The sequence below is a fragment of the Glaciibacter sp. 2TAF33 genome (assembly GCF_052114945.1).
GTDB lineage: Bacteria > Actinomycetota > Actinomycetes > Actinomycetales > Microbacteriaceae > Cryobacterium.
In genome coordinates this window covers 99,749-119,365 of sequence record NZ_JBFRFS010000010.1, presented here as the reverse complement: position 1 = coordinate 119,365, position 19,617 = coordinate 99,749, and the positions used below count along the sequence as shown (strand labels likewise).

Sequence of the window (19,617 nt, the reverse complement as noted above, 5' to 3'; positions counted from 1 at the left end):
TCATTTGATGTACGGCTTTCCGTCGGCGGCCGGCGCCCTGGACTTGCCGACCAGGCCCGCGACCGCGAGGATCGTGACGACGTACGGCAGCATGAGCATGAACTCGCTCGGCACGGGCGAACCGATGATGCCGATCACGTTCTGCAGGTTGGTCGCGAAGCCGAAGAGGAGGGCCGCGAGGGTGGCCTTGATCGGGTCCCACTGGCCGAAGATCACCGCCGCGAGGGCGATGAAGCCGGCGCCGGCGGTCATCTCCTTGTTGAACGAACCGACCGAACCGAGGGTGAAGTACGCCCCGCCGAGGCCGGCGACCGCGCCCGCGAGCGACACGTTCCAGAACCGGGTGACGCCGACCTTGATGCCGACGGTGTCGGCGGCCTGCGGGTGCTCACCGACGGCCCGGACGCGCAGCCCCCACCGGGTGCGGAACAGGCCGAACCAGACGGCGAAGACCGCGATGTACATGATGTAGATGATGATGGTCTGCTGGAACAGCAGCGGGCCGATGATCGGGATCTCACTGAGCAGCGGGATGTTGATGCGCTGGAACCGCGGCGGGGAGTTCAGCGCCCCCGGGTTGGCCGTCATCACGGTGGAATACAGGAAATTGGTGAGGCCGGTCACGAGCACGTTCAACACCACGCCGACGATGATCTGGTCGACGATGTACTTGATCGAGAACGCGGCGAGCACGAACGACACCAGGGTGCCGGCCACCATCGCGCCGATCAGGCCGAGGTACGGCGACCGGGTGACCGAGGCGATCATGGCAGAGACGAACGCGCCGGCGAGCATCTGGCCCTCGATGGCGATGTTGACCACACCGCTGCGTTCGGAGATCACGCCGCCGAGGGCGCCGAAGATCAGCGGGGCGCTCAGTGCAACGGTCCCCAGCAGCAGCCCGTAGACCGGAATGGATGCGCCGGCGCCGGCCCAGGTGAGGAAGGCGACCAGGAACAGGAAACCGAAGATCGCGACCAGCCACAGCGGAACCTTGCGATCGGCGCGCACCATCCAGACGCCGAGGATCGTGATCAGTGCCATCAGGACGGTCATGATGACGCAGGTCGCCGTGGTCGGCACGTCGATAGCCGGCAGCTGGACCAGGTTGCGGTCCTGGGTGAGCCGGAACTGGGTCGATCCCGGGCGGGCCAGGAGCACGAACAGGACGAGGGAGAGGACCGTGACAACGCCGAAGGCAATGGGGGCCTTCCAGCTCTTGAGCACCGTCTTCTCGAGGACGATCGGGGCGACTGCCCCGTTAGGAGCCTGCTGGATTGTGGTCATTTCAGGGCACCGGCCTTCTGCCGCTGAGGCGTTCTCTGTTGCGATGCTTTCCGGAAGACGCCGGGGGTGGGCAGCCGGAACACCGCGCGCACGAGCGGCGGGGCGGCGATGAACAGCACGATCAGCGACTGCATGACCAGCACGATGTCGATCGGAACCCCCGCGGCGGCCTGCATGGAGAAGCCGCCGGCCTTGAAGGCGCCGAAGAGGATGCCGGCCAGGAAGATTCCCCAGGGGCGGGAGCGTCCGAGCAACGCCACGGTGATCGCATCGAACCCGATGCCGGCGTCGATGCCGGAGCTGAAGCCGGTGGTGACGGTCCCGAGGATCTGGGACACCCCGGCCAGGCCCACCAGGGCCCCGGAGATGACCATCACCCAGATGAAGATGTTGCCGACGTTGATGCCGGCGACCCGTGCGGCGTTGGGGTTCTCGCCGACGGCCCGGAACTTGAAGCCGAGGCTCGACCGGGCGAGGATCCACCAGACCACGATGGTCGCGATGATCGCGAAGATGAAGCCGAGGTTGAGGCTGTACTGGTCGCCCAGCAGCTTCGGGAAGATCGCGGTGTCCTTCATCGCCGGCGACTTGGGGTTGTTCGAGCCGGGCGCCTGCAGGGCTCCGGGGGTGCGGAGCAGGTAGGCGATCAGGTAGAACCCGACGTAGTTGAGCATGATGGTCGTGATGACCTCGTTCGCCCCGGTTCGGGCTTTCAGCAGCCCGACCAGGCCGGCCCAGAGCGCCCCGCCGATCATGCCGCCGATGATGGCGACGATCATGTGGATGCCGGCCGGCAGCTCGAGCGAGAATCCGATCCAGCCGGCGACCCCGATCGCGATGAGCATCTGGCCGCGCCCACCGATGTTGAACATCCCGGCGCGGAACCCCAGGCCGACACCGAGTCCGGCGATGATCAACGGCGTCGCGAAGGTGAGGGTCTGGGTGAGCGGCTTGATCCCATCGGCGAATCCCGGGCGCCGGAAATTGTAGATCGCACCCTGGAACAGCGCGGAGTACGCGCTCGAGACCGACTGCCATGCGGCACCCAGCATGTCCCCCGGGCGGGAGAAGAAGTAGCCGGCGGCCGCCTGCACGTTCGGGTCGGTGAGGGCGATCAGGATGCCGCCGACGATCAGTGCCAGCAGGATCGACAGGACGGAGATCATCGCCGACCCCCCGACGATCTCATTCAGCACGACCCGGGTGCGGGACGGCGGCTCCTGGCCGGCGCGGATCGCGGCGCTCGCGGCCTCCGTTGTGACGGCTCCGGTTGTCCCGTCCTGGGCCTCGGCGGCCCGGGCGGCGTCCTCATCCGCTCCCGACGGCGCGGCTTCGGTGCCCTCACGACCCGGCGGCACCTGGCCGCGGCGGGGAACTTGTGGATCGCTCATGCTGCTACTCCGGTTTCGGGCACGGGTTCTCCGGCCATCATCAATCCGAGGACGTCACGCGGGGTGTCACCCGGGACGATGCCGACGATTCCGCCGCGGTACATCACTGCGATCCGGTCGGCGAGAGCGGTGACCTCGTCAAGTTCGGTTGACACCACGATCACGGCCACGCCCGAGTCGCGGGCGGCGATGATCTGCCCGTGCACGAATTCGATCGAGCCGACGTCGAGGCCACGGGTGGGCTGCGCGGCGACGAACAACCGCAGTTCACGGCTGAGTTCCCGCGCCAGCACCACCTTTTGCTGGTTTCCACCCGACAGCTTCCCGACCGGGGTGGTGATGCCCTGTGCCCGGATGTCGAATTCCTTCAGCTTCTTCTGTGCGAATTCGGCGAGGTAACGCAGCTGGAGGCCCGCGGATCTCACGAACGGGTGGCCGTCGGAGCGGTCGAGCATGAGGTTCTCGGCGATCGTGAACGCGCCGACCAGGCCGTCCTCGTTGCGGTCCTCCGGAACGAATCCGACCCCGGAGTCGAGCACATTCTTGACGCTCAGCTTGCGCAGCGACCGGCCACCGAGGGTGATCTCCCCGGTCACCCGCGGCTGCAGGCCCATGATTGCTTCGGTGAGCTCGGTCTGCCCGTTGCCCTGCACCCCGGCGATGGCGAGGACCTCGCCCTCCCTCACGTCGAAGCTCACCCGGTTCACGACCAGCTGGCCGTGCTGGTCGATGACCGACAGGTCGGAAACCATGAGTGCGGGCTCTCCCGGCTTGGCCGGGCCCTTGTCGATCATCAGGTCGACGGCGCGTCCCACCATCAGCGACGCGAGTTCCTCGTTGGTGGCGGTCGGTGAAGCCTCGCCGACCACTTTGCCCAAACGGATGACGGTGATGCGGTCGGCGACTTCGCGCACCTCGCGCAGTTTGTGCGTGATGAACACGATCGCGGTGCCGGACGCCTTGAGCTGCTTCATGATCGCCATCAGCTCGTCGGTCTCCTGCGGGGTGAGCACGGCGGTCGGTTCGTCGAAGACGAGCACTTTCGCGTCCCGGGAGAGTGCCTTGATGATTTCGACTCGCTGCTGCACACCGACGGGCAGGTCCTCGACCAGCGCGTCCGGGTCGAGGTTGAAGCCGAACCGGTCGGAGAGCTCGCGCACGGTCTTGCGGGTGGCCTCGACGTCGAGTCGCCCGCCGAACGTGGTCTCCTCATGCCCGAGCATGACGTTCTCGGCGACGGTGAAGACGGGGATCAGCATGAAGTGCTGGTGCACCATGCCGATCCCGGCGGCCATCGCATCGCCGGGGCCCTGGAAGTGCTGCACCTCGTCATCGAGGAGGATCTCACCTTCTTCGGCCTGGTACAGGCCGTAGAGCACGTTCATCAGCGTGGACTTGCCGGCGCCGTTCTCACCGAGGAGGCAGTGGATCTCGCCGGGTTCGACGGTGAGGCTGATGTGATCGTTGGCGACGAGCGAACCGAATCGCTTGGTGATGCCGCGAAGTTCGAGCTTCATGGTTAGTCAATCTACCTTCCGGCGTCCGCTCCGTTGCGTCCATCCAGGGTCTGGTTCTGGGGTCTGGTCTAATCGGGTGCTGCTCGGGTTAATCAGTGCCGGGGAGGCCAGCTGGGCAGCTGGCCTCCCCGACGCCTGTGTTGGTGCTACTTCGGTGACGAGGGCGACTCGACCTTGATCGAGCCGTCGATGATACCGGCCTTGATGGTGTCCAGTTCACCCTTCAGCGCCGGGTCGACCTTGGACTCGTAGTCGTGGAACGGGGCCAGTCCGACGCCGTCGTTCTTCAGGTTGCCCACGTACGGGGACTTGTCGAACTTGCCTGCTCCGGCAGTGGAGACGACATCTTCGACGCCCGGCTTGATGCCCTTCATCACCGAGGTGAGGAACAGGTCTGCGTTGGCCGTGTCGGTCTGGGTGACGTCGGCGTCGACGCCGATCAGGACGATCCCCTTGTTCGCGTCGCGCACAGCCTCGGCCGCACTCTTGTAGATCGGGCCACCGACCGGCATGATCACGTCGGCGTTCTGGTCGATCAGGCCCTGTGCCGCCTGCTTCGCGTCGGTGCCGGCGTCGAAGCCGCCGGTGAAGGTGCCGTTCTGGCTTGCGACGTCCCAGCCCTTGACCTGGACGTTCTTGCCCTTCTGCTTGTTGAAGTAGTTCACGCCGTCAACGAAGCCGTCCATGAAGATCGTGACCGGCGGGATGGGCAGGCCGCCGAAGGTTCCGACGACGCCGGTCTTCGAGTAGCTGGCGGCAGCGTAGCCGCCCATGAATGCGGACTGGGCGGTGTCGAAGACCAGGGACTTGACGTTCGAGGCGTCGATCGAGCTGTCATCTATGATCGCGAAGTCGACGTCGGAGTTCGCGGCGGCGGCATCCTTGGTGGCAGCGGCGAGGTTGAAGCCGACCGTCACGATCAGCTTGCAGCCCTGGTCGATCAGGTTGGTGATATTCGGCGCGTAGTCGGTGTCGGAGCTGGACTGGACGCTGATCGGCTTGACGCCGAGCTTGTCCGCCGCTGCCTTCAGGCCCTCGAGGCCGAGCTGGTTGAACGACTTGTCGTCGAACCCGCCGGCGTCTGAGACCATGCAGGGAACGAAGTCGCTGGCGGCCTTGCCGGTGTCGCTGGACCCGCCGGTGGACGGGGCTGGGGCACAGGCTGCCAGGAGGGCGAGGACGCCCACCATGGTGAGACCGCTGAGCGCGGCCTTACGGGTTGTGATGCTCAAGAATGACCTCCAAGGTGCGGCCCTGCCCTGGGCAGGGGCTGTGTGGCTACAGGCTACCGAACAATGTCCTGCTCAGATGAGCAAAATCGGATCGTCGTTGAACAGTTACCAACCCGAAATCATCGGGCGCCCAACCGGCCGCGTTCACCTCGGGGAACTGGGGCTGTCGGCGGTGACGATGCCGGCGATGATCGCGGCCCGGATCTGGTCCACTTCCTTGGCCAGGGCATCCGTCACCAGCGCGGCGCGGTCATGGAACGGCGCGATCTCGACGCCACCGTTCTTGAGCGTGCCGACGAAAGGCGTGTTGTCGAACTTGCCGTTCATGTCGTCCCCGACGATGGCGACCACGGCGTCCTGCGTGTTCTTCAGCACGCTGGTGAGAACGATCGGCCGGTACTCGGCCGGCAGCGTCTCGTAGCCGTCACTGTCGACCCAGATCAGCGAAGCCGTCCCGGACTCGAGCACCGCGGCCGCGGCACCCTCGCCGACCTGCCCGGCGACCGGGAGGATGACGTCTGCGCCCTGGTCGATCAGGCCCTGGGCGAATGACTTGCCCTTGTTCACGTCTTCGAAGTCGCCGGTGAACGAGCCGTCCTGCGTCGCCTTGTCCCAGCCGAGGAGCAAGACCTGGGTGCCGTGCACTTCGTTGTACTTGGCGACGCCGTCGGAGAAGCCGTCCATGAACAGGGTGACGGGCGGCTGGTTGCCGCCGCCGAAGGTGCCGACCTTGCCGGTCTTGCTCACGCCCGCCGCGAGGTAACCGGCCAGGTAGGCGGCCTGCGCGGTGTCGAACACGATCGGCTTGATGTTGGGGCCATCCACCTGCTCGTCGACGATGGAGAAGTGGATGTCGGGGTTCTTCGCGGCCTCAGCGGTCGTGGCGTCGGCCAGCTCGAAACCGACCGTCAGCACGAACTGGCATCCGCTGCCCACCGCTTCGGACACGTTCGGGGCGAGGTCGGTCTCCGTGGTGGAGACGAGCGCGCTCACGTCGATGCCGAACTTCTGCTTGGCCTGTTGCAGGCCCTCCCAGCTCGACTGGTTGAAGGAGCGGTCCTGCAGACCGCCTGAGTTCGTCACCATCCGGGCGCAATAGGAGCTGTCGGGGCTGTTGGTTGCCGTGCTCTTCTCTGGCGCGGGCGCGCAGGCGGCGAGGACGGCAACGGATGCCAGGACGACGACAACGGGGAGGATGAAACGACGGCGTGACATGGGGTGCCCCTTGAGCTGTGGAGTGCTGTGTGTGTTGAGTCTAGGAGATTGCGGATCCGAGGGTCAGAGCACGTCGCTGGAGCCGGAGAGCTTCAGCGCGTCCACGACGGACTTCACCTTCTGGGCGTTCGCGCTGGTGGTGACCAGGAGCGCATCGGGGGTGTCGACCACGACGATGTCCTGCACGCCGACCAGCGCGATCATCCGCCCGGTGTGGCTGACGACGATGCCGCTGGACGAGTCCGCCAGCACCCTGGCGCCCTCGCCGAGGATGGCCAGGTCCCGCTTGCGCCCCCCGGAATGCAGCTTGGCGATGGAGGCGAAGTCCCCCACGTCGTCCCAGTCGAACTGCCCGGGAATCACGGCCAGCTTGCCCTTCGCGGCGACCGGTTCGGCGACGGAATAGTCGATGGCGATCTTCTTCAGCCTCGGCCAGACCTGGTCGACCACGGCCCCGCGCGCCGGGGTGTCCCAGGCGTCCGCGAGTTCCAGCAGCCCGGCGTGCAGCTCGGGCTCCGACGCGGCGATCTCCTCGAGCAGCCGGTCGGCGCGGGCGATGAACATGCCGGCGTTCCAGAGGTAGTGGCCGTTGGCGAGGTAGCGCTTGGCTGTGGCGAGGTTCGGCTTCTCCACGAATGAACCGACCGAGAGCGCGTTCGGCGCCCCATCGATCTGGAGCGGCCTGGAGCACTTGATGTAACCGAAGGCGATGGCGGGCTCAGCCGGCTGGATGCCGATCGTGACGATGTAGCCGGCATCCGCTGCCACGACCGCCTCACGCACCGCCTGGTGGAACAGCGGCGCGCTCTTGATCACGTGGTCGGCGGCGAAGGACCCGATGATGACGCCGGGCTCTCGCTTCTGCAGGATCGCCGCGGCCAGCCCGATCGCGGCGGTGGACTCCTTGGGCTCGCTCTCGAGCACCACGTTGGGGTCGGCCAGTTCGGGCAGTTGCGCCTCCACTGCCGCGCGGTGGGCGCGGCCGGTGACCACCATGATCCGCTGGTCGCCGGACAGGGGCGCCAGCCGGTCCCAGGTGTCACGGAGCAGTGTCTGCCCGGACCCGGTGAGGTCGTGCAGGAACTTCGGCGCGTCGGCGCGGGAGAGCGGCCAGAGCCGCGAACCGATGCCGCCGGCCGGAATCACACTGTAGAAGCGGTCGAGTGCTGAAGAGTCAGGCATCCAGCCAGACTACCCGGGCATATCCGAGTGGCCTTCTCCGGCCGATACCGCGCAGAGTCAAGGAGGATCGAGGCCGGTGTGCCGCATGCGGGCGAGCTGCCCCTGATTCTCCTGAATACGTGCGGCCAGTCACCGAAGCGGGCGTTCACCGGCGCGTAACCGGCGGGCCATTCCGCCCGAATAGGGTGCGGGCATGCGGGTCGCGGTCATCAGCGAGAGCTTCCTCCCCACGGTGAGCGGGGTCACCACGAGCGTCTGCAAGGTGCTCGAACACCTGGCCGCGCACGGGCACGACGCGCTGGTCATCGCGCCGGCGGGAGCCCCGGCCGAGTACGCCGGGTTCCCGGTGCACACCGTCCCCGCCGTCGCCTACCGGCAGTTCCCGGTCGGGGTGCCGAGCCCTCAGGTGCAGCGCTTGCTCGCCGGGTTCCGCCCCGATGTGCTCCACGCCGCCTCGCCGTTCCTGCTCGGAGCGCAGGGCATCGCCGCGGCAAACCGGCTCGGCATTCCCTCGGTCGCCGTGTTCCAGACCGATGTCGCCGGGTACGCCCGCCGCAACCACCTCGGCCGTGCCTCCCGGCTCGCCTGGCGCCTGGTGAAGTGGGTGCACGACGGCGCCGACCTCACCCTGGTGCCCTCGACCGCCTCCATGCGCGACGTGCAGCGCGCGGGTTTGGCCCGCCTCGATTTCTGGGCCCGCGGCGTCGACCTCGACGGTTTCCACCCGAACCGGCGCGACGACCCCGCCGCAGCCCTGCTGCGCGGCCGGCTCTCCCCCGCGGGCGAAACGGTGATCGGCTACGTCGGCCGGATCGCGCCCGAGAAACAGGTGGAGCGGATGCGCGCCCTCCGCGGGATGCGCGGCTTCAGCCTGGCCATCGTCGGCGACGGACCGTCGCTGCCCGCGGTGCAGCGGGAGCTGTCCGGTATGCCCGTGACCTGGCTGGGCCGCCTGTCCGGGTCGGCGTTGCGGGACGCGTACGCCGGCTTCGACATGTTCCTGCACACCGGGACCGAGGAGACGTTCGGCCAGACCATCCAGGAGGCGCACGCCGCCGGGCTGCCGGTCGTGGCCCCGCGCGCGGGCGGACCGGTCGACCTCGTCGACCACGGACGCGACGGATTCCTGTTCCGGCCGGACGACGACGCCGACCTCCGCCACTTTTCGTCGCAGCTCGTCGACGACGGCGCGCTCCGGCGCCGGATGGGAGAGGCGGGCCGACGGGCGGTGCTCGGCCGGTCGTGGGAGCGGGTCTGCACCGACCTGCTCGGCCACTACGACCGGGTCATCGACCACCGCCTGGCTTTGCGGGCGGTGGCCAGCGTGCCGCTCCGGCTGCAACGTTAGGCTGCCCTAAGAAAAAATCCTGTGAGGCGGCACATAAGATGGATGTGCGTTCATTCACGCGTTCACGGCCCCCACGTGCGAGGCCACGATGAAGCCTGGGAGGGTTGTTCATGCCAGATCAAACGGCGGGAACCCTGACATATCAGCAACGGACGACCTCGCGTCGCCCCGCAGGAACCCTGTACCGGGGCCGGGAAGGCATGTGGTCGTGGGTGCTGCACCGCATCACCGGCGTCGCGATCTTCTTCTTCCTGCTGGTGCACATCCTCGACACGGCACTGGTGCGCATCAGCCCCGAGGCGTACAACACGGTGATCAGCACCTACCAGACGCCGATCATGGGCCTCGGTGAGACGGCCCTCGTCGCCGCGATCGTCTTCCACGCGTTCAACGGGATCCGGATCATCCTGATCGACTTCTGGAACGCCAAGTACTCGAAGATCATGTTCTACGTGGTCATCGGCCTCTGGGTGGTCACGATGCTCGGCTTTGCCCCCCGCCACCTGATGAACGTCTTCAGCCACTAGGAGGGGGAACAGACATGTCAACCGCTATTGAAGCCCCCCGCAGCCCCTACACCCGTACGCCCCGCAAGCGCGGCGTGAACTGGGAGAAGTGGGGCTGGATCTACATGCGCGTCTCCGGCGTCGTCCTGGTGGTGCTGATCTTCGGCCACCTGTTCGTGAACCTCATGGTCGGCGAAGGCGTCGACGCACTGAACTTCGCGTTCGTCGCCGGCAAACTGGCCACCCCGTTCTGGCAGATCTGGGACGTCCTGATGCTCTGGCTCGCCCTGATCCACGGCGGCAACGGCATGCGCACGCTGGTCAACGACTACGCCTCCGCCCCGCTGGTTCGCGGCATCCTCAAGTCGGCCATCCTCGCCGCCGTTGTCGTGCTCATCGTGCTCGGCACGCTCGTGGTCTTCACGTTCGACCCGTGCCCGGCCGGTTCGCCCGCCGATCTTCTTCCCTCGTTCTGCTCGGCCAGCTAGGAGCTGCAAAAACAAACCATGTCAACGGATGCCACTGTGACCGCGCCCTCGGAGTCCACCGTCATCGACGGTGTGCACTACCACCAGTACGACATTGTGATTGTGGGAGCGGGTGGTGCCGGCATGCGTGCCGCCATCGAAGCCGGGCCCGGCGCCCGGACCGCCGTGATCTCCAAGCTCTACCCGACCCGCTCGCACACCGGAGCGGCGCAGGGCGGCATGGCTGCCGCCCTCGCCAACGTCGAGGAAGACAACTGGGAGTGGCACACCTTTGACACGGTCAAGGGCGGCGACTACCTCGTCGACCAGGATGCCGCGGAGATCCTGGCCAAGGAGGCCATCGACGCGGTCATCGACCTCGAGAACATGGGCCTGCCGTTCAACCGCACCCCGGAGGGCAAGATCGACCAGCGCCGCTTCGGCGGCCACACCCGCGACCACGGCAAGAGCCCGGTGCGCCGCGCCTGCTACGCCGCCGACCGCACCGGCCACATGATCCTCCAGACGCTGTACCAGAACTGCGTCAAGCGTGGCATCAACTTCTTCAACGAGTTCTACGTGCTCGACCTGATCATGACCGAGGTCGACGGAGTGAAGAAGCCGTCCGGCGTCGTCGCATACGACCTCTCGTCCGGCGAGCTGCACGTGTTCCAGGCCAAGGCGTTCATCTTCGCCACCGGTGGCTTCGGGAAGATCTTCAAGACCACCTCCAACGCCCACACCCTCACCGGTGACGGCGTCGGCATCATCTGGCGCAAGGGCCTCCCGCTGGAGGACATGGAGTTCTTCCAGTTCCACCCGACCGGCCTGGCCGGGCTCGGCATCCTCCTCACCGAGGGAGCCCGCGGCGAGGGTGCGATCCTCCGGAACGCCAGCGGTGAACGGTTCATGGAGCGCTACGCCCCGACCATCAAGGACCTCGCCCCGCGCGACATCGTCGCCCGCTGCATGGTGAAAGAGGTCGCAGAGGGTCGCGGCGCCGGCCCGAACAAGGACTACGTGTACCTCGACTGCACCCACCTCGGCGCCGAGGTCCTCGAGACCAAGCTTCCCGACATCACCGAGTTCGCCCGCACCTACCTCGGCGTCGACCCGGTCACGGAGCCGGTGCCGGTGATGCCGACCGCGCACTACGCAATGGGCGGAATCCCGACCAACGTCAACGCCGAGGTGCTCAGCGACAACACCACCGTCGTCCCCGGCCTCTACGCCGCCGGCGAGTGCGCCTGCGTCTCGGTGCACGGCTCCAACCGCCTCGGCACCAACTCGCTGCTCGACATCAACGTATTCGGCAAGCGCGCCGGCAACAACGCCGTCGCCTACGTCAAGACGGTCGACTTCACGCCGCTGCCTGAGGGTGCCGCTGACTTCGTTCGGAACCTGCTTGAGGGCATCCGCTCGTCCACCGGCACCGAGCGCATCTCCGTGCTGCGCAAGGAGCTGCAGGAGATGATGGACACCAAGGCGCAGGTGTTCCGCACCGACGAGTCGCTGGCCGAGGTCACCCAGACCATCCACCAGCTGCGCGAGCGCTACAAGAACATCGGCGTGCAGGACAAGGGCCGCCGGTTCAACACCGACCTGCTCGAAGCGGTGGAGCTCGGCTTCCTGCTCGACCTCGCCGAAGTCGTCGTGTTCTCGGCCCGCAACCGCAAGGAAAGCCGTGGCGGCCACATGCGCGACGACTACCCCGACCGCGACGACGCCAACTACATGAAGCACACCATGGCGTACCTGACCGGGGACCCGCACTCAGCGGATGCCGGAGACCACATTTCGCTGGACTGGAAGCCCGTCGTCATCACGCGCTACCAGCCCATGGAGAGGAAGTACTGACGTGAGCACTGCCACCATCGACAAGCCGGCCGTCCCCGAGACGATCGAGTCGTTCACCGTCACCCTCATCATCCGCCGCTTCGACCCCGAAGTGGACGACGAGCCGCGCTGGCAGGACTTCGACGTCGAGATGTTCCCGACCGACCGCATCCTGGACGCGCTGCACAAGATCAAGTGGGAGCAGGACGGTTCGCTCAGCTTCCGCCGCTCCTGCGCGCACGGCGTCTGCGGTTCGGACGCGATGCGCATCAACGGTCGCAACCGACTGGCCTGCAAGACACTGATCAAGGACCTCGACATCACCAAGCCCGTCTACGTGGAGGCCATCAAGGGCCTGCCGCTGGAGAAGGACCTGATCGTCGACATGGAGCCGTTCTTCGACTCGTTCCGCGAAGTGCAGCCGTTCCTGGTCTCCAAGCAGGCCCCCAAGGACGGCAAGGAGCGCATCCAGACCGTCGCCGAGCGCGCCCGCTTCGACGACACCACCAAGTGCATCCTCTGCGCCGCCTGCACCTCGAGCTGCCCGATCTTCTGGACCGACGGCCAGTACTTCGGCCCGGCCGCGATCGTCAACGCGCACCGCTTCATCTTCGACTCGCGCGACGACAACGCCGCCGTGCGACTCGACATCCTCAACGACCAGGAAGGCGTGTGGCGCTGCCGCACCACCTTCAACTGCACCGAGGCGTGCCCACGTGGCATCCAGGTGACGCAGGCGATCGCCGAGGTCAAGCAGGCGATCATGCGGGGCAAGGCGTAGGTCTCGGTTCCGCATCGTCGTCGGCCCCACCCGGCCGGCGGCGACAGCGGATGTGCCGGTGCCGGTGCCGGTGCCGGTGCCGGTGGCCGCATCGTCGCCGGCTGCGGCGCGTCGGTTGCTCGTCGACTACTGCTCGACTACTGCTCGTCTATTGCTCGTCGAAGTCGTCGCTGCGGCTCCGCAGCGCAAACAGCGCCAGCAGGGCTGAGAGCACGACCAGCGCCCCGGCCAGCGGCAGCAGCCGGACCGCGGCGAATCCGGCGGGGGCCGGCTGCGACTCCGGGGCCGGCACGAAGTGTTCGGTGGCCAGGACGCCGCGGGCGTGGGCGCGCCACGCGACATCCTGGCCAGCGCCGGTGGCGGCCAGAGCAAGCTCGATGACGCCACCTCCCCCAGGTCCGACCGCGCCAGTGTCGGGTTTAGCGACGGTCAGGGTGATCGACGGGTTCATGCCGATCGGGGTGGAGGTAGCCGACGGCGCCGCCTCGGGTTGCGGCGCCGTCGGCGGTTCGGGGATTGAAAGCCGGCCCGGGAACGAGTGTTCGCTGGCCTTCGTCAGCGCCTCGTCGGCATCCGCTGTGGCAGCGTGAGCGGTGCCTGTCGAAATCGCGGCGAGCAGCAGCACTGCGACCGCCGCGATGGCGCAGTAGGCAGGAACAGTGCGCGGGGAATGGGTGGTTTCCGCGTTCTGCAACGTGCGCTGGGGTGTCGACATGACAAACCATCCATGTTCGGGTATGGATAGCCGGCTCGGGTTGGGTCAGCACTGGAATACTGGCAGAGCGCGAACCGGGGGCACAAGACTTGAGCACCCCTCAAGTAGTGTTTGCGCCCCGAATTGGGGGCGTTGTCGCGCGGCTAGGCTGGCCCGATGACGATCATCGCCATCATCGACCGGGTCAAGGCCCTGAAGGTGGTGCGGGTTGTCGTGCACTACTCGGAGAGCAGTGGCGCGATCCTCGCCGGCGGCATGTCATACCAGGCCATTTTCGCTGTCTTCGCTGCGCTCTGGGTGGGCTTCTCCATCATCGGGCTGTGGCTTTCATCGAACAGCGAGCTGACCGATTCGCTCTACGCCCTGATCAACCAGTCCATCCCCGGATTGATCGGCGCCAACGGGATCATCGACCCCAGCCAGCTCGCCGCCGCGAGCGTTCTCAGCTGGACCGGGGCGGTGGCCCTCGTCGGCCTCCTGCTGACGGCCCTGGGCTGGTTGTCCACTACGGCGCAGGCGGTGCGCACCATTTTCGGCATGCCGCGGAACACCACGTTCTTCCTGCTGGTGAAGCTTCGCGAGCTGGGCCTCGGAATCCTCTTCGGGCTCACCCTCATCGTGTCGGCCCTGATCTCGCTCGGCAGCACGTCCACGCTCAGCTGGCTGTTCAGCCTCGCCGGCCTTCCGGAGGACTCGTTCTGGTTCACCGCCACAGCACGCGGCTCCGGCCTGCTGCTGGTGCTGCTGATCGACACCGTCACCCTGGCTGCCCTGTTCCGGGTGCTGTCGCAGGTGCGCATCCCGCTCCCCCGGCTGGCTGCCGGGTCGCTGCTCGGGGCGATCGCACTGGGAGTGCTCAAGGTCCTGGGGTCCACCCTTCTCGGCGGCGCAGGGCGCAACCCGCTGTTGGCCACCTTCGCCGTGATCCTCGGGCTCCTGATCTGGTTCAACCTGACCAGCACCGTGACACTGCTCGCCGCGTCCTGGATCGCGGTCGGCATGACGGATGCCGGGTTGTCGCCCGAGCGGACGCGAGCGGTGATGCCCGATCCGGGGGCTGCGGCTGGGGCGAGTGCTGGGCCGGGGGCAGGTGTTGCGGGGGCTGGCGCGGCCGGGGAAGGCGCCGCCCGGACTGGCGCGACCGGGGGGCGGGGAGCCTGACGGCCGAACCGGTGCTGTCGGCGGCCCAAACTAGAATTGAGCCATGTCGACGTCCAAGCCGCTGCGCATTGCCACCATCAACACCAACGGCGTCCGCGCCGCGTACCGCAAGGGCATGGGCGACTGGCTGGAGAACCGCGACGTCGACATCCTCGCCCTCCAGGAGGTACGCGCGTCCACCGAAGACCTGGAGGCGCTGCTGGGCCCCGAGTGGTCGATCATCCACGATGCCGCCACGGCCAAGGGCCGCGCCGGCGTGGCCCTGGCCAGCCGGTCGTCGGCGTCGATCCACCGGGTGGAACTGGGCGCGGAGGACTTCGACAGCGCCGGCCGCTGGCTTGAGGCCGACTACGAGGTCAACGGCACCATCGTCACGGTCGTGAGCACCTATGTGCACTCCGGCGAGGCCGGCCACCCGAAGCAGGACGAGAAGATCACTTTCCTCGACGCGATGCTCGCCCGGCTGCCGGAAATCGAGGCGCACAGCGAGCACGCCGTGATACTCGGCGACCTCAACGTGGGCCACCGCACGCTGGACATCAAGAACTGGCGCGGGAACGTGAAGCGCGCCGGATTCCTGCCCGAGGAGCGCGCATACTTCGACCGCATCGTCGGCGCGGAAGACCACGAGCAGTACAACGCCGGGGCCGGCCTCGGCTGGGTCGACGTCGGGCGTAAGTGGGCCGGCGAAGTCGACGGACCGTACACCTGGTGGTCCTGGCGCGGACAGGCCTTCGACAACGACTCCGGTTGGCGGATCGACTACCAGCTCGCAACCAGTCGGCTGGCCGCATCCGTTGTCAACTACGCCGTCGACCGGGCCGCGGCCTACGACGAACGATGGTCGGACCACACGCCTGTCGTCGTCGACTACGCCATCTGACCACCCCTTCGCTTCACGAGAGTTTCTTCACTATGACCACAAAGACCCGCCTGTACTCCGGCATGCAACCGTCGGCCGAGTCGCTGCAGATCGGCAACTACATCGGTGCCCTCCTCAATTGGAAGGCCCTGCAGGAGACGCACGACGCGTTCTTCTCGATCGTCGACCTGCACGCCCTGACCGTGCCGCAGGACCCTGCCCTGCTGGCCGCCAACACCCGCCGCACCGCCGCGCAATACATCGCCGCGGGCATCGACCCGGCGTCGTCGACGCTGTACGTGCAGTCGCACGTGCCAGCCCACGCCGAGCTGGCGTGGCTACTGAACACCATCACCGGGTTCGGCGAGGCCAGCCGGATGACCCAGTTCAAGGACAAGTCCGCCCGGCACGGCGCCGAGGCGACCACCGTCGGGTTGTTCGCCTACCCGGTGCTGATGGCCGCGGACATCCTCCTCTACGACACGGAGATCGTGCCGGTCGGCGAGGACCAGCGCCAGCACGTCGAACTCACCCGCGACCTCGCCACCCGGTTCAACGCCCGCTTCGGCGAGACGTTCGTGGTGCCGGAGGCCTCGATCGTGCGCGAGACGGCGAAGATCTACGACCTGCAGAACCCGACCGCGAAGATGTCGAAGTCCGCCGAGTCGCATGCCGGGGTGCTGTGGATGCTCGACGAGCCGTCCGTCACCGCCAAGAAGATCATGCGGGCAGTGACGGATGCAGAGGGCGGCGTGGTGTTCGACCGTGAGAACAAGCCCGGGGTGGCGAACCTGCTCACCATCTATTCCAGCATCACCGGGCGCACCATCGCCTCACTCGAGGACGAATACGCCGGCCGCGGCTACGGTGACTTCAAGAAGGGCCTCGCCGAGGTGGTGACCGGAACGTTCGGGCCGGTCCGGCAGCGAGTCATCGAGATGCTCGACGACCCCGCCGAGCTCGATCGGACCCTCGCCGCGAACGCGGACCGTGCGGCGGCGGTCGCCGGCGAGACCCTGGCGCGGGCCTACGACCGCGTCGGGCTGCTGCGGGGCCGTACCCGATGAGGCCGGTCGAGCTGGAGTCACCGCTGCTGCGCCTGGACCAGCCGGTACTCACCGACGCCGAGTCGATGTATGAGTTCTGCCAGGATCCGCTGTTCGAACGTTTCCTCACCGTCCCGTGGCCCTACAACCTCTCCGACGCTGAAACATTCATCGAACGGTACATACCGGGAGCGTGGAAGGCCGACCGGGAGTACACCTGGGCGTTGCGCGCCCCCGGCCGCCCCGAACTGCTCGGCGTCATCGGCCTGCGTCTGCCCAGCGGGTCGATCGGGTTCTGGCTCGGTTCCCCCCACCGCGGCAACGGCTACATTGCCGAGGCATTGCGGATGGTCGCCGATTGGGCCTTCGCGGAGGGGATCGTCGACGCGATCCACTGGGAATGCCTGATCGGGAACAGAGCGTCGGCACGTGTTGCCCGGAAGACCGGGTTCACCTTCACCGGGCAGGGACCGTCACTGGCCCCCTACCGCGACGGGTCGCATCCGCTGTCATGGCAGGGCTGGTTGAAGGCCTCGGACGAACGCGCCACGAAGGACGGGTGGCCCGCGGAGGTCACGGGCTGATGGGCGGCCGAGAAGCGGCGCCGGAAGTCGTGCTGTTCGACCTCGACGACACCCTCTTCGCACACCGGGAAGTCGTTGACGCGGCCATCGTGCGGCACCTCCACGCGGTGGGCGGCCCGTTCACGGCGGTCGACCCGTCGGCGGCCGTCACCCTCTGGTATGCCCTCGAGGAGGAGCACTACCACTCCTACCTGGCGGGCGCGCTGGACTTCCAGGGGCAGCGGAGGGCCCGGGCCCGCGATTTCGCGGCCGCCCACGGCGTGGAGCTCACCGAAGCCGAGGCCGGGGCATGGTTCGACGCCTACTTCGCCCACTACGAGAGTGGCTGGAGGCTGCACGACGACACGCTGCCCTGCCTGGATGCGCTCGAGGCGGCGTTGCCCGGGGTGCGATTCGGGCTGATCACCAATGCCGGGCTCGCGTACCAGCTGCGGAAGCTTGAGTTCACCGGCCTGGCCGAGCGGATCGAGCATGTGGTCGCGTCGGGCGCGCTTGGGTTCACCAAGCCGGATGCGCGGATCTTCACCCACGCCTGCGATGTCTTCGGTGTGGCTCCTGCGGCGGCGGCCTACGTCGGCGACCGGCTGCGGACCGACGCGATCGGGGCCGCGGGGGCCGGCCTGACCGGCGTCTGGCTCGACCGACGCGGCGCATCCGTCGCTGAGGCTGATGCCCTCGACGCGGCGCGACTCGGCGTGGTCCGCATCAGCGGCCTGGCCGAGTTGCCGGCCGCCCTCACCGCCGCCTGACGCGCCTCTGGGTGCCCGCGGGGGCCCGCCGGTGCCCACGGGGGCCGGCTTGGGTGCCCGCGGGGGCCTGCTGGGTGCCCGCGATGGTCTGCTGGTGCCTCCGCTCTCACCCCCCACGCATAACTCCTGCAATTCGTCGCCCGACCGACATGAGCGCTGCTCTATCTCGCGGAAGTTCCCCCCTGGCGGCGCGGACTGCAGGAGTTATGCGCGAGTGCTTCCGTTGCGACAGATTTGAACCAGCTCCCTGACCGCCCGGACCACGCCCTCGGGGTGGAACATGATGTCCTGGTAGAGGACGCGCAACGAGACGTAGTGCAGTTCAGCAAGACGGCGGTCGCGGGTTCGATCGCGGACGTGTTCGTCCCACGACTTGTGGTGTGCCTGGCTGTCGGCCTCCAACACGACGCATTCCTCGACCACCATGTCGACTCGTCCGACACCTGGGATCCATACCTGAATGTGACACCTCATGCCCGCGTCCACGATGAGCCGGCGCAACACCGTCTCCTGCCCCGCATCGGCTCGCGCATCGATCTGAAGCTGCAATCCACTGTGCTTCGCCGGAACCGCAGCGAAAATCTCGGGAAGGTCGCTTGTCTGAATCTTCCCGTCGTGGAGTGCGGTGTCCAAAGCGGCAAGAGCGAAGTTCGCCGTTTGGCACCGAATGATGTGCGCCAAGGCGTCTCTGGCCCCCACGCAGTATTCCGTGCCGTCCGCAGTGTCGATCAGCGGCCACCAGTGCACCGTGACGCCGTCGCGCTGGCCGGCGGAGAGAGGAAGTCGTCGCTGCCCGGGGTTTCGCAATCGCGATGCGGACCGCTCCACATGGAGGTGGGTGAATCGCGAGTCGAACACAAATATCCCGAGTTCCCGTGCTGCGGAGATGCACGTCAGCCGGCCACCGACCCGTACTGCTTCAACGGTGTGCCGATCAGTGCCCGGCAGCGCATAGTGATCGCGACGAACGCGGATCAGCTCCGCGGATCGGACCGCTTCGGTAATGGCGTGCCCGGTCAGCCCCGACCCAATCAGGTCGCCGCGCGAAAAGATGCGGCGAGTTCCAAATTCAGCGTCCGAATATTCCATACTGACGAGGGTGGACGCCCGAAAGTCTCGTCGGGGACGCAACCGACGGATCTGTGGAGAGGCCGCTGCGACATTCTCCTGTGCATAACTCCTGCAATCAGCCTCAACGGGGCGGGCGCTGCGGTGCGGCCCGGGAAGCGACGGGAGCCGCATCATCGGAAGGCAGGAGTTATGCCGGGCAGCTTGCGACGCCCGGGGCCTTCCAGCACCGGCCGCACCGTGGAACTGTATTCGCCCGCTGCGTTCCCGCTCTCGCTCCGTTCGGCTCCGTTCCGCTCCTGCGCTCCCGCTCCGTTCGGCTCCGTTCCGCTCCTACGTTCCCGCTGCGTTCCCGCTCCCGTTCCCGTTCCCGTTCCCGTTCCCGTTCCCGTTCCCGCTGCGTTCCCGCTCCGCTCCCGTTCCCGTTCCCGCTCCATACCCGCTACCCTCCCGCTCCGTTCCGCTCCGGTTCCCGCTCCCGCTCCGGTTCCCGCTCCCGCTCCCGCTCCCGTTCCGCTCCGTTGCCGCTCCGTTCCGCTCCGGTTCCTGTTGCGGCTCGCGCCGCGCCCGGGATCGTAACTCCTGCAAAATGTTGTGACCCCAGTTTGCCGGACGCGGAAACATGCGGTTGCTGACTACAGCACGATCAAATAGCAGGAATAATGCAGCG

The 19,617-nt window shown here is 67.3% G+C and carries 18 protein-coding genes; 10 read left to right on the top strand and 8 right to left on the bottom strand.

Features of this window, described 5'->3' with window-relative positions; genetic code table 11:
• The 6 genes from AB4Y94_RS12205 to AB4Y94_RS12180 all read right to left on the bottom strand — a co-directional run bounded on the left by AB4Y94_RS12205 (position 1) and on the right by AB4Y94_RS12180 (position 7,824).
• Positions 1-1,287, bottom strand: coding sequence for an ABC transporter permease (locus AB4Y94_RS12205; RefSeq protein ID WP_441728096.1), 1,287 nt, complete (start codon positions 1,285-1,287; stop codon positions 1-3).
• Positions 1,284-2,678, bottom strand: a complete 1,395-nt coding sequence (locus AB4Y94_RS12200; RefSeq protein WP_441728095.1) for an ABC transporter permease — start codon at positions 2,676-2,678, stop codon at positions 1,284-1,286. Before AB4Y94_RS12200 ends, AB4Y94_RS12205 begins: the two co-directional genes overlap by 4 nt.
• Positions 2,675-4,195, bottom strand: coding sequence for an ABC transporter ATP-binding protein (locus tag AB4Y94_RS12195; RefSeq protein WP_441728094.1), 1,521 nt, complete (start codon positions 4,193-4,195; stop codon positions 2,675-2,677). Before AB4Y94_RS12195 ends, AB4Y94_RS12200 begins: the two co-directional genes overlap by 4 nt.
• Positions 4,196-4,341: 146 nt before the next feature.
• On the bottom strand, positions 4,342-5,427 hold the full coding sequence (locus AB4Y94_RS12190; RefSeq protein WP_441728093.1) for a BMP family lipoprotein: 1,086 nt from the start codon (positions 5,425-5,427) through the stop codon (positions 4,342-4,344).
• A 144-nt stretch (positions 5,428-5,571) separates the two neighbouring features.
• Positions 5,572-6,642, bottom strand: coding sequence for a BMP family lipoprotein (locus AB4Y94_RS12185; protein ID WP_441728092.1), 1,071 nt, complete (start codon positions 6,640-6,642; stop codon positions 5,572-5,574).
• Between the two features lie 63 nt (positions 6,643-6,705).
• Complete coding sequence (locus tag AB4Y94_RS12180; RefSeq protein WP_441728091.1) at positions 6,706-7,824, bottom strand: mannose-1-phosphate guanylyltransferase; 1,119 nt, start codon at positions 7,822-7,824, stop codon at positions 6,706-6,708.
• A 193-nt stretch (positions 7,825-8,017) separates the two neighbouring features.
• Between AB4Y94_RS12180 and AB4Y94_RS12175 the strand changes: the two genes are divergently transcribed.
• From AB4Y94_RS12175 to AB4Y94_RS12155, 5 genes are all read left to right on the top strand, one after another.
• Positions 8,018-9,172, top strand: a complete 1,155-nt coding sequence (locus tag AB4Y94_RS12175) for a glycosyltransferase family 4 protein (protein ID WP_441728090.1) — start codon at positions 8,018-8,020, stop codon at positions 9,170-9,172.
• A 110-nt stretch (positions 9,173-9,282) separates the two neighbouring features.
• On the top strand, positions 9,283-9,699 hold the full coding sequence (gene sdhC / locus AB4Y94_RS12170; protein WP_441728089.1) for a succinate dehydrogenase, cytochrome b556 subunit: 417 nt from the start codon (positions 9,283-9,285) through the stop codon (positions 9,697-9,699).
• Between the two features lie 14 nt (positions 9,700-9,713).
• Positions 9,714-10,166, top strand: coding sequence for a succinate dehydrogenase hydrophobic membrane anchor subunit (locus tag AB4Y94_RS12165; protein WP_441728088.1), 453 nt, complete (start codon positions 9,714-9,716; stop codon positions 10,164-10,166).
• Positions 10,167-10,184: 18 nt separating this feature from the next.
• Positions 10,185-12,002 carry a succinate dehydrogenase flavoprotein subunit gene (gene sdhA, locus AB4Y94_RS12160; RefSeq protein ID WP_441728087.1) on the top strand — a complete coding sequence of 606 codons (1,818 nt, stop codon included), beginning with the start codon at positions 10,185-10,187 and terminating at the stop codon, positions 12,000-12,002.
• Position 12,003: 1 nt separating this feature from the next.
• The gene (locus AB4Y94_RS12155) at positions 12,004-12,762 is read left to right on the top strand and encodes a succinate dehydrogenase iron-sulfur subunit (RefSeq protein WP_441728086.1); all 759 of its coding nucleotides are present in this window, start codon (positions 12,004-12,006) and stop codon (positions 12,760-12,762) included.
• Positions 12,763-12,910: 148 nt separating this feature from the next.
• Here AB4Y94_RS12155 and AB4Y94_RS12150 read toward each other — a convergent pair whose 3' ends face one another.
• Positions 12,911-13,477, bottom strand: coding sequence for a hypothetical protein (locus AB4Y94_RS12150; protein WP_441728085.1), 567 nt, complete (start codon positions 13,475-13,477; stop codon positions 12,911-12,913).
• A gap of 156 nt (positions 13,478-13,633) precedes the next feature.
• Here AB4Y94_RS12150 and AB4Y94_RS12145 point away from each other — a divergent pair, with 156 nt between their 5' ends.
• Genes AB4Y94_RS12145 through AB4Y94_RS12125 form a run of 5 tightly spaced genes read left to right on the top strand, consistent with a single transcriptional unit; the run spans position 13,634 to position 17,879 of the window.
• Positions 13,634-14,638: a YihY/virulence factor BrkB family protein gene (locus tag AB4Y94_RS12145; RefSeq protein WP_441728084.1), complete on the top strand. Its 1,005-nt coding sequence runs from the start codon at positions 13,634-13,636 to the stop codon at positions 14,636-14,638.
• Between the two features lie 43 nt (positions 14,639-14,681).
• Complete coding sequence (locus AB4Y94_RS12140) at positions 14,682-15,521, top strand: exodeoxyribonuclease III (protein ID WP_441728083.1); 840 nt, start codon at positions 14,682-14,684, stop codon at positions 15,519-15,521.
• A gap of 32 nt (positions 15,522-15,553) precedes the next feature.
• Entirely contained in the window at positions 15,554-16,567 is a 1,014-nt protein-coding gene (gene trpS / locus AB4Y94_RS12135) for a tryptophan--tRNA ligase (RefSeq protein ID WP_441728082.1), read from the top strand.
• Positions 16,564-17,130: a GNAT family N-acetyltransferase gene (locus AB4Y94_RS12130; protein ID WP_441728081.1), complete on the top strand. Its 567-nt coding sequence runs from the start codon at positions 16,564-16,566 to the stop codon at positions 17,128-17,130. Before trpS ends, AB4Y94_RS12130 begins: the two co-directional genes overlap by 4 nt.
• Positions 17,130-17,879: an HAD family hydrolase gene (locus tag AB4Y94_RS12125; protein WP_441728080.1), complete on the top strand. Its 750-nt coding sequence runs from the start codon at positions 17,130-17,132 to the stop codon at positions 17,877-17,879. The genes AB4Y94_RS12130 and AB4Y94_RS12125 overlap by 1 nt, the downstream gene beginning before the upstream one ends.
• A gap of 204 nt (positions 17,880-18,083) precedes the next feature.
• Here the strand turns inward: AB4Y94_RS12125 and AB4Y94_RS12120 are convergent, their stop codons facing one another.
• Positions 18,084-18,968: a hypothetical protein gene (locus tag AB4Y94_RS12120; protein WP_441728079.1), complete on the bottom strand. Its 885-nt coding sequence runs from the start codon at positions 18,966-18,968 to the stop codon at positions 18,084-18,086.
• Positions 18,969-19,617: the final 649 nt, after the last annotated feature.

Excerpts from the sequence above, each read along its gene's own strand:
- AB4Y94_RS12205 (WP_441728096.1), bottom strand. The coding sequence starts at position 1,287 with ATGACCACAATCCAGCAGGCTCCTAACGGGGCAGTCGCCCCGATCGTC.
- AB4Y94_RS12200 (WP_441728095.1), bottom strand. The coding sequence starts at position 2,678 with ATGAGCGATCCACAAGTTCCCCGCCGCGGCCAGGTGCCGCCGGGTCGT.
- AB4Y94_RS12195 (WP_441728094.1), bottom strand. The coding sequence starts at position 4,195 with ATGAAGCTCGAACTTCGCGGCATCACCAAGCGATTCGGTTCGCTCGTC.
- AB4Y94_RS12185 (WP_441728092.1), bottom strand. The coding sequence starts at position 6,642 with ATGTCACGCCGTCGTTTCATCCTCCCCGTTGTCGTCGTCCTGGCATCC.
- AB4Y94_RS12180 (WP_441728091.1), bottom strand. The coding sequence starts at position 7,824 with ATGCCTGACTCTTCAGCACTCGACCGCTTCTACAGTGTGATTCCGGCC.
- AB4Y94_RS12175 (WP_441728090.1), top strand. The coding sequence starts at position 8,018 with ATGCGGGTCGCGGTCATCAGCGAGAGCTTCCTCCCCACGGTGAGCGGG.
- sdhC (WP_441728089.1), top strand. The coding sequence starts at position 9,283 with ATGCCAGATCAAACGGCGGGAACCCTGACATATCAGCAACGGACGACC.
- AB4Y94_RS12165 (WP_441728088.1), top strand. The coding sequence starts at position 9,714 with ATGTCAACCGCTATTGAAGCCCCCCGCAGCCCCTACACCCGTACGCCC.
- sdhA (WP_441728087.1), top strand. The coding sequence starts at position 10,185 with ATGTCAACGGATGCCACTGTGACCGCGCCCTCGGAGTCCACCGTCATC.
- AB4Y94_RS12150 (WP_441728085.1), bottom strand. The coding sequence starts at position 13,477 with ATGTCGACACCCCAGCGCACGTTGCAGAACGCGGAAACCACCCATTCC.
- AB4Y94_RS12145 (WP_441728084.1), top strand. The coding sequence starts at position 13,634 with ATGACGATCATCGCCATCATCGACCGGGTCAAGGCCCTGAAGGTGGTG.
- AB4Y94_RS12140 (WP_441728083.1), top strand. The coding sequence starts at position 14,682 with ATGTCGACGTCCAAGCCGCTGCGCATTGCCACCATCAACACCAACGGC.
- trpS (WP_441728082.1), top strand. The coding sequence starts at position 15,554 with ATGACCACAAAGACCCGCCTGTACTCCGGCATGCAACCGTCGGCCGAG.
- AB4Y94_RS12130 (WP_441728081.1), top strand. The coding sequence starts at position 16,564 with ATGAGGCCGGTCGAGCTGGAGTCACCGCTGCTGCGCCTGGACCAGCCG.
- AB4Y94_RS12125 (WP_441728080.1), top strand. The coding sequence starts at position 17,130 with ATGGGCGGCCGAGAAGCGGCGCCGGAAGTCGTGCTGTTCGACCTCGAC.
- AB4Y94_RS12120 (WP_441728079.1), bottom strand. The coding sequence starts at position 18,968 with ATGGAATATTCGGACGCTGAATTTGGAACTCGCCGCATCTTTTCGCGC.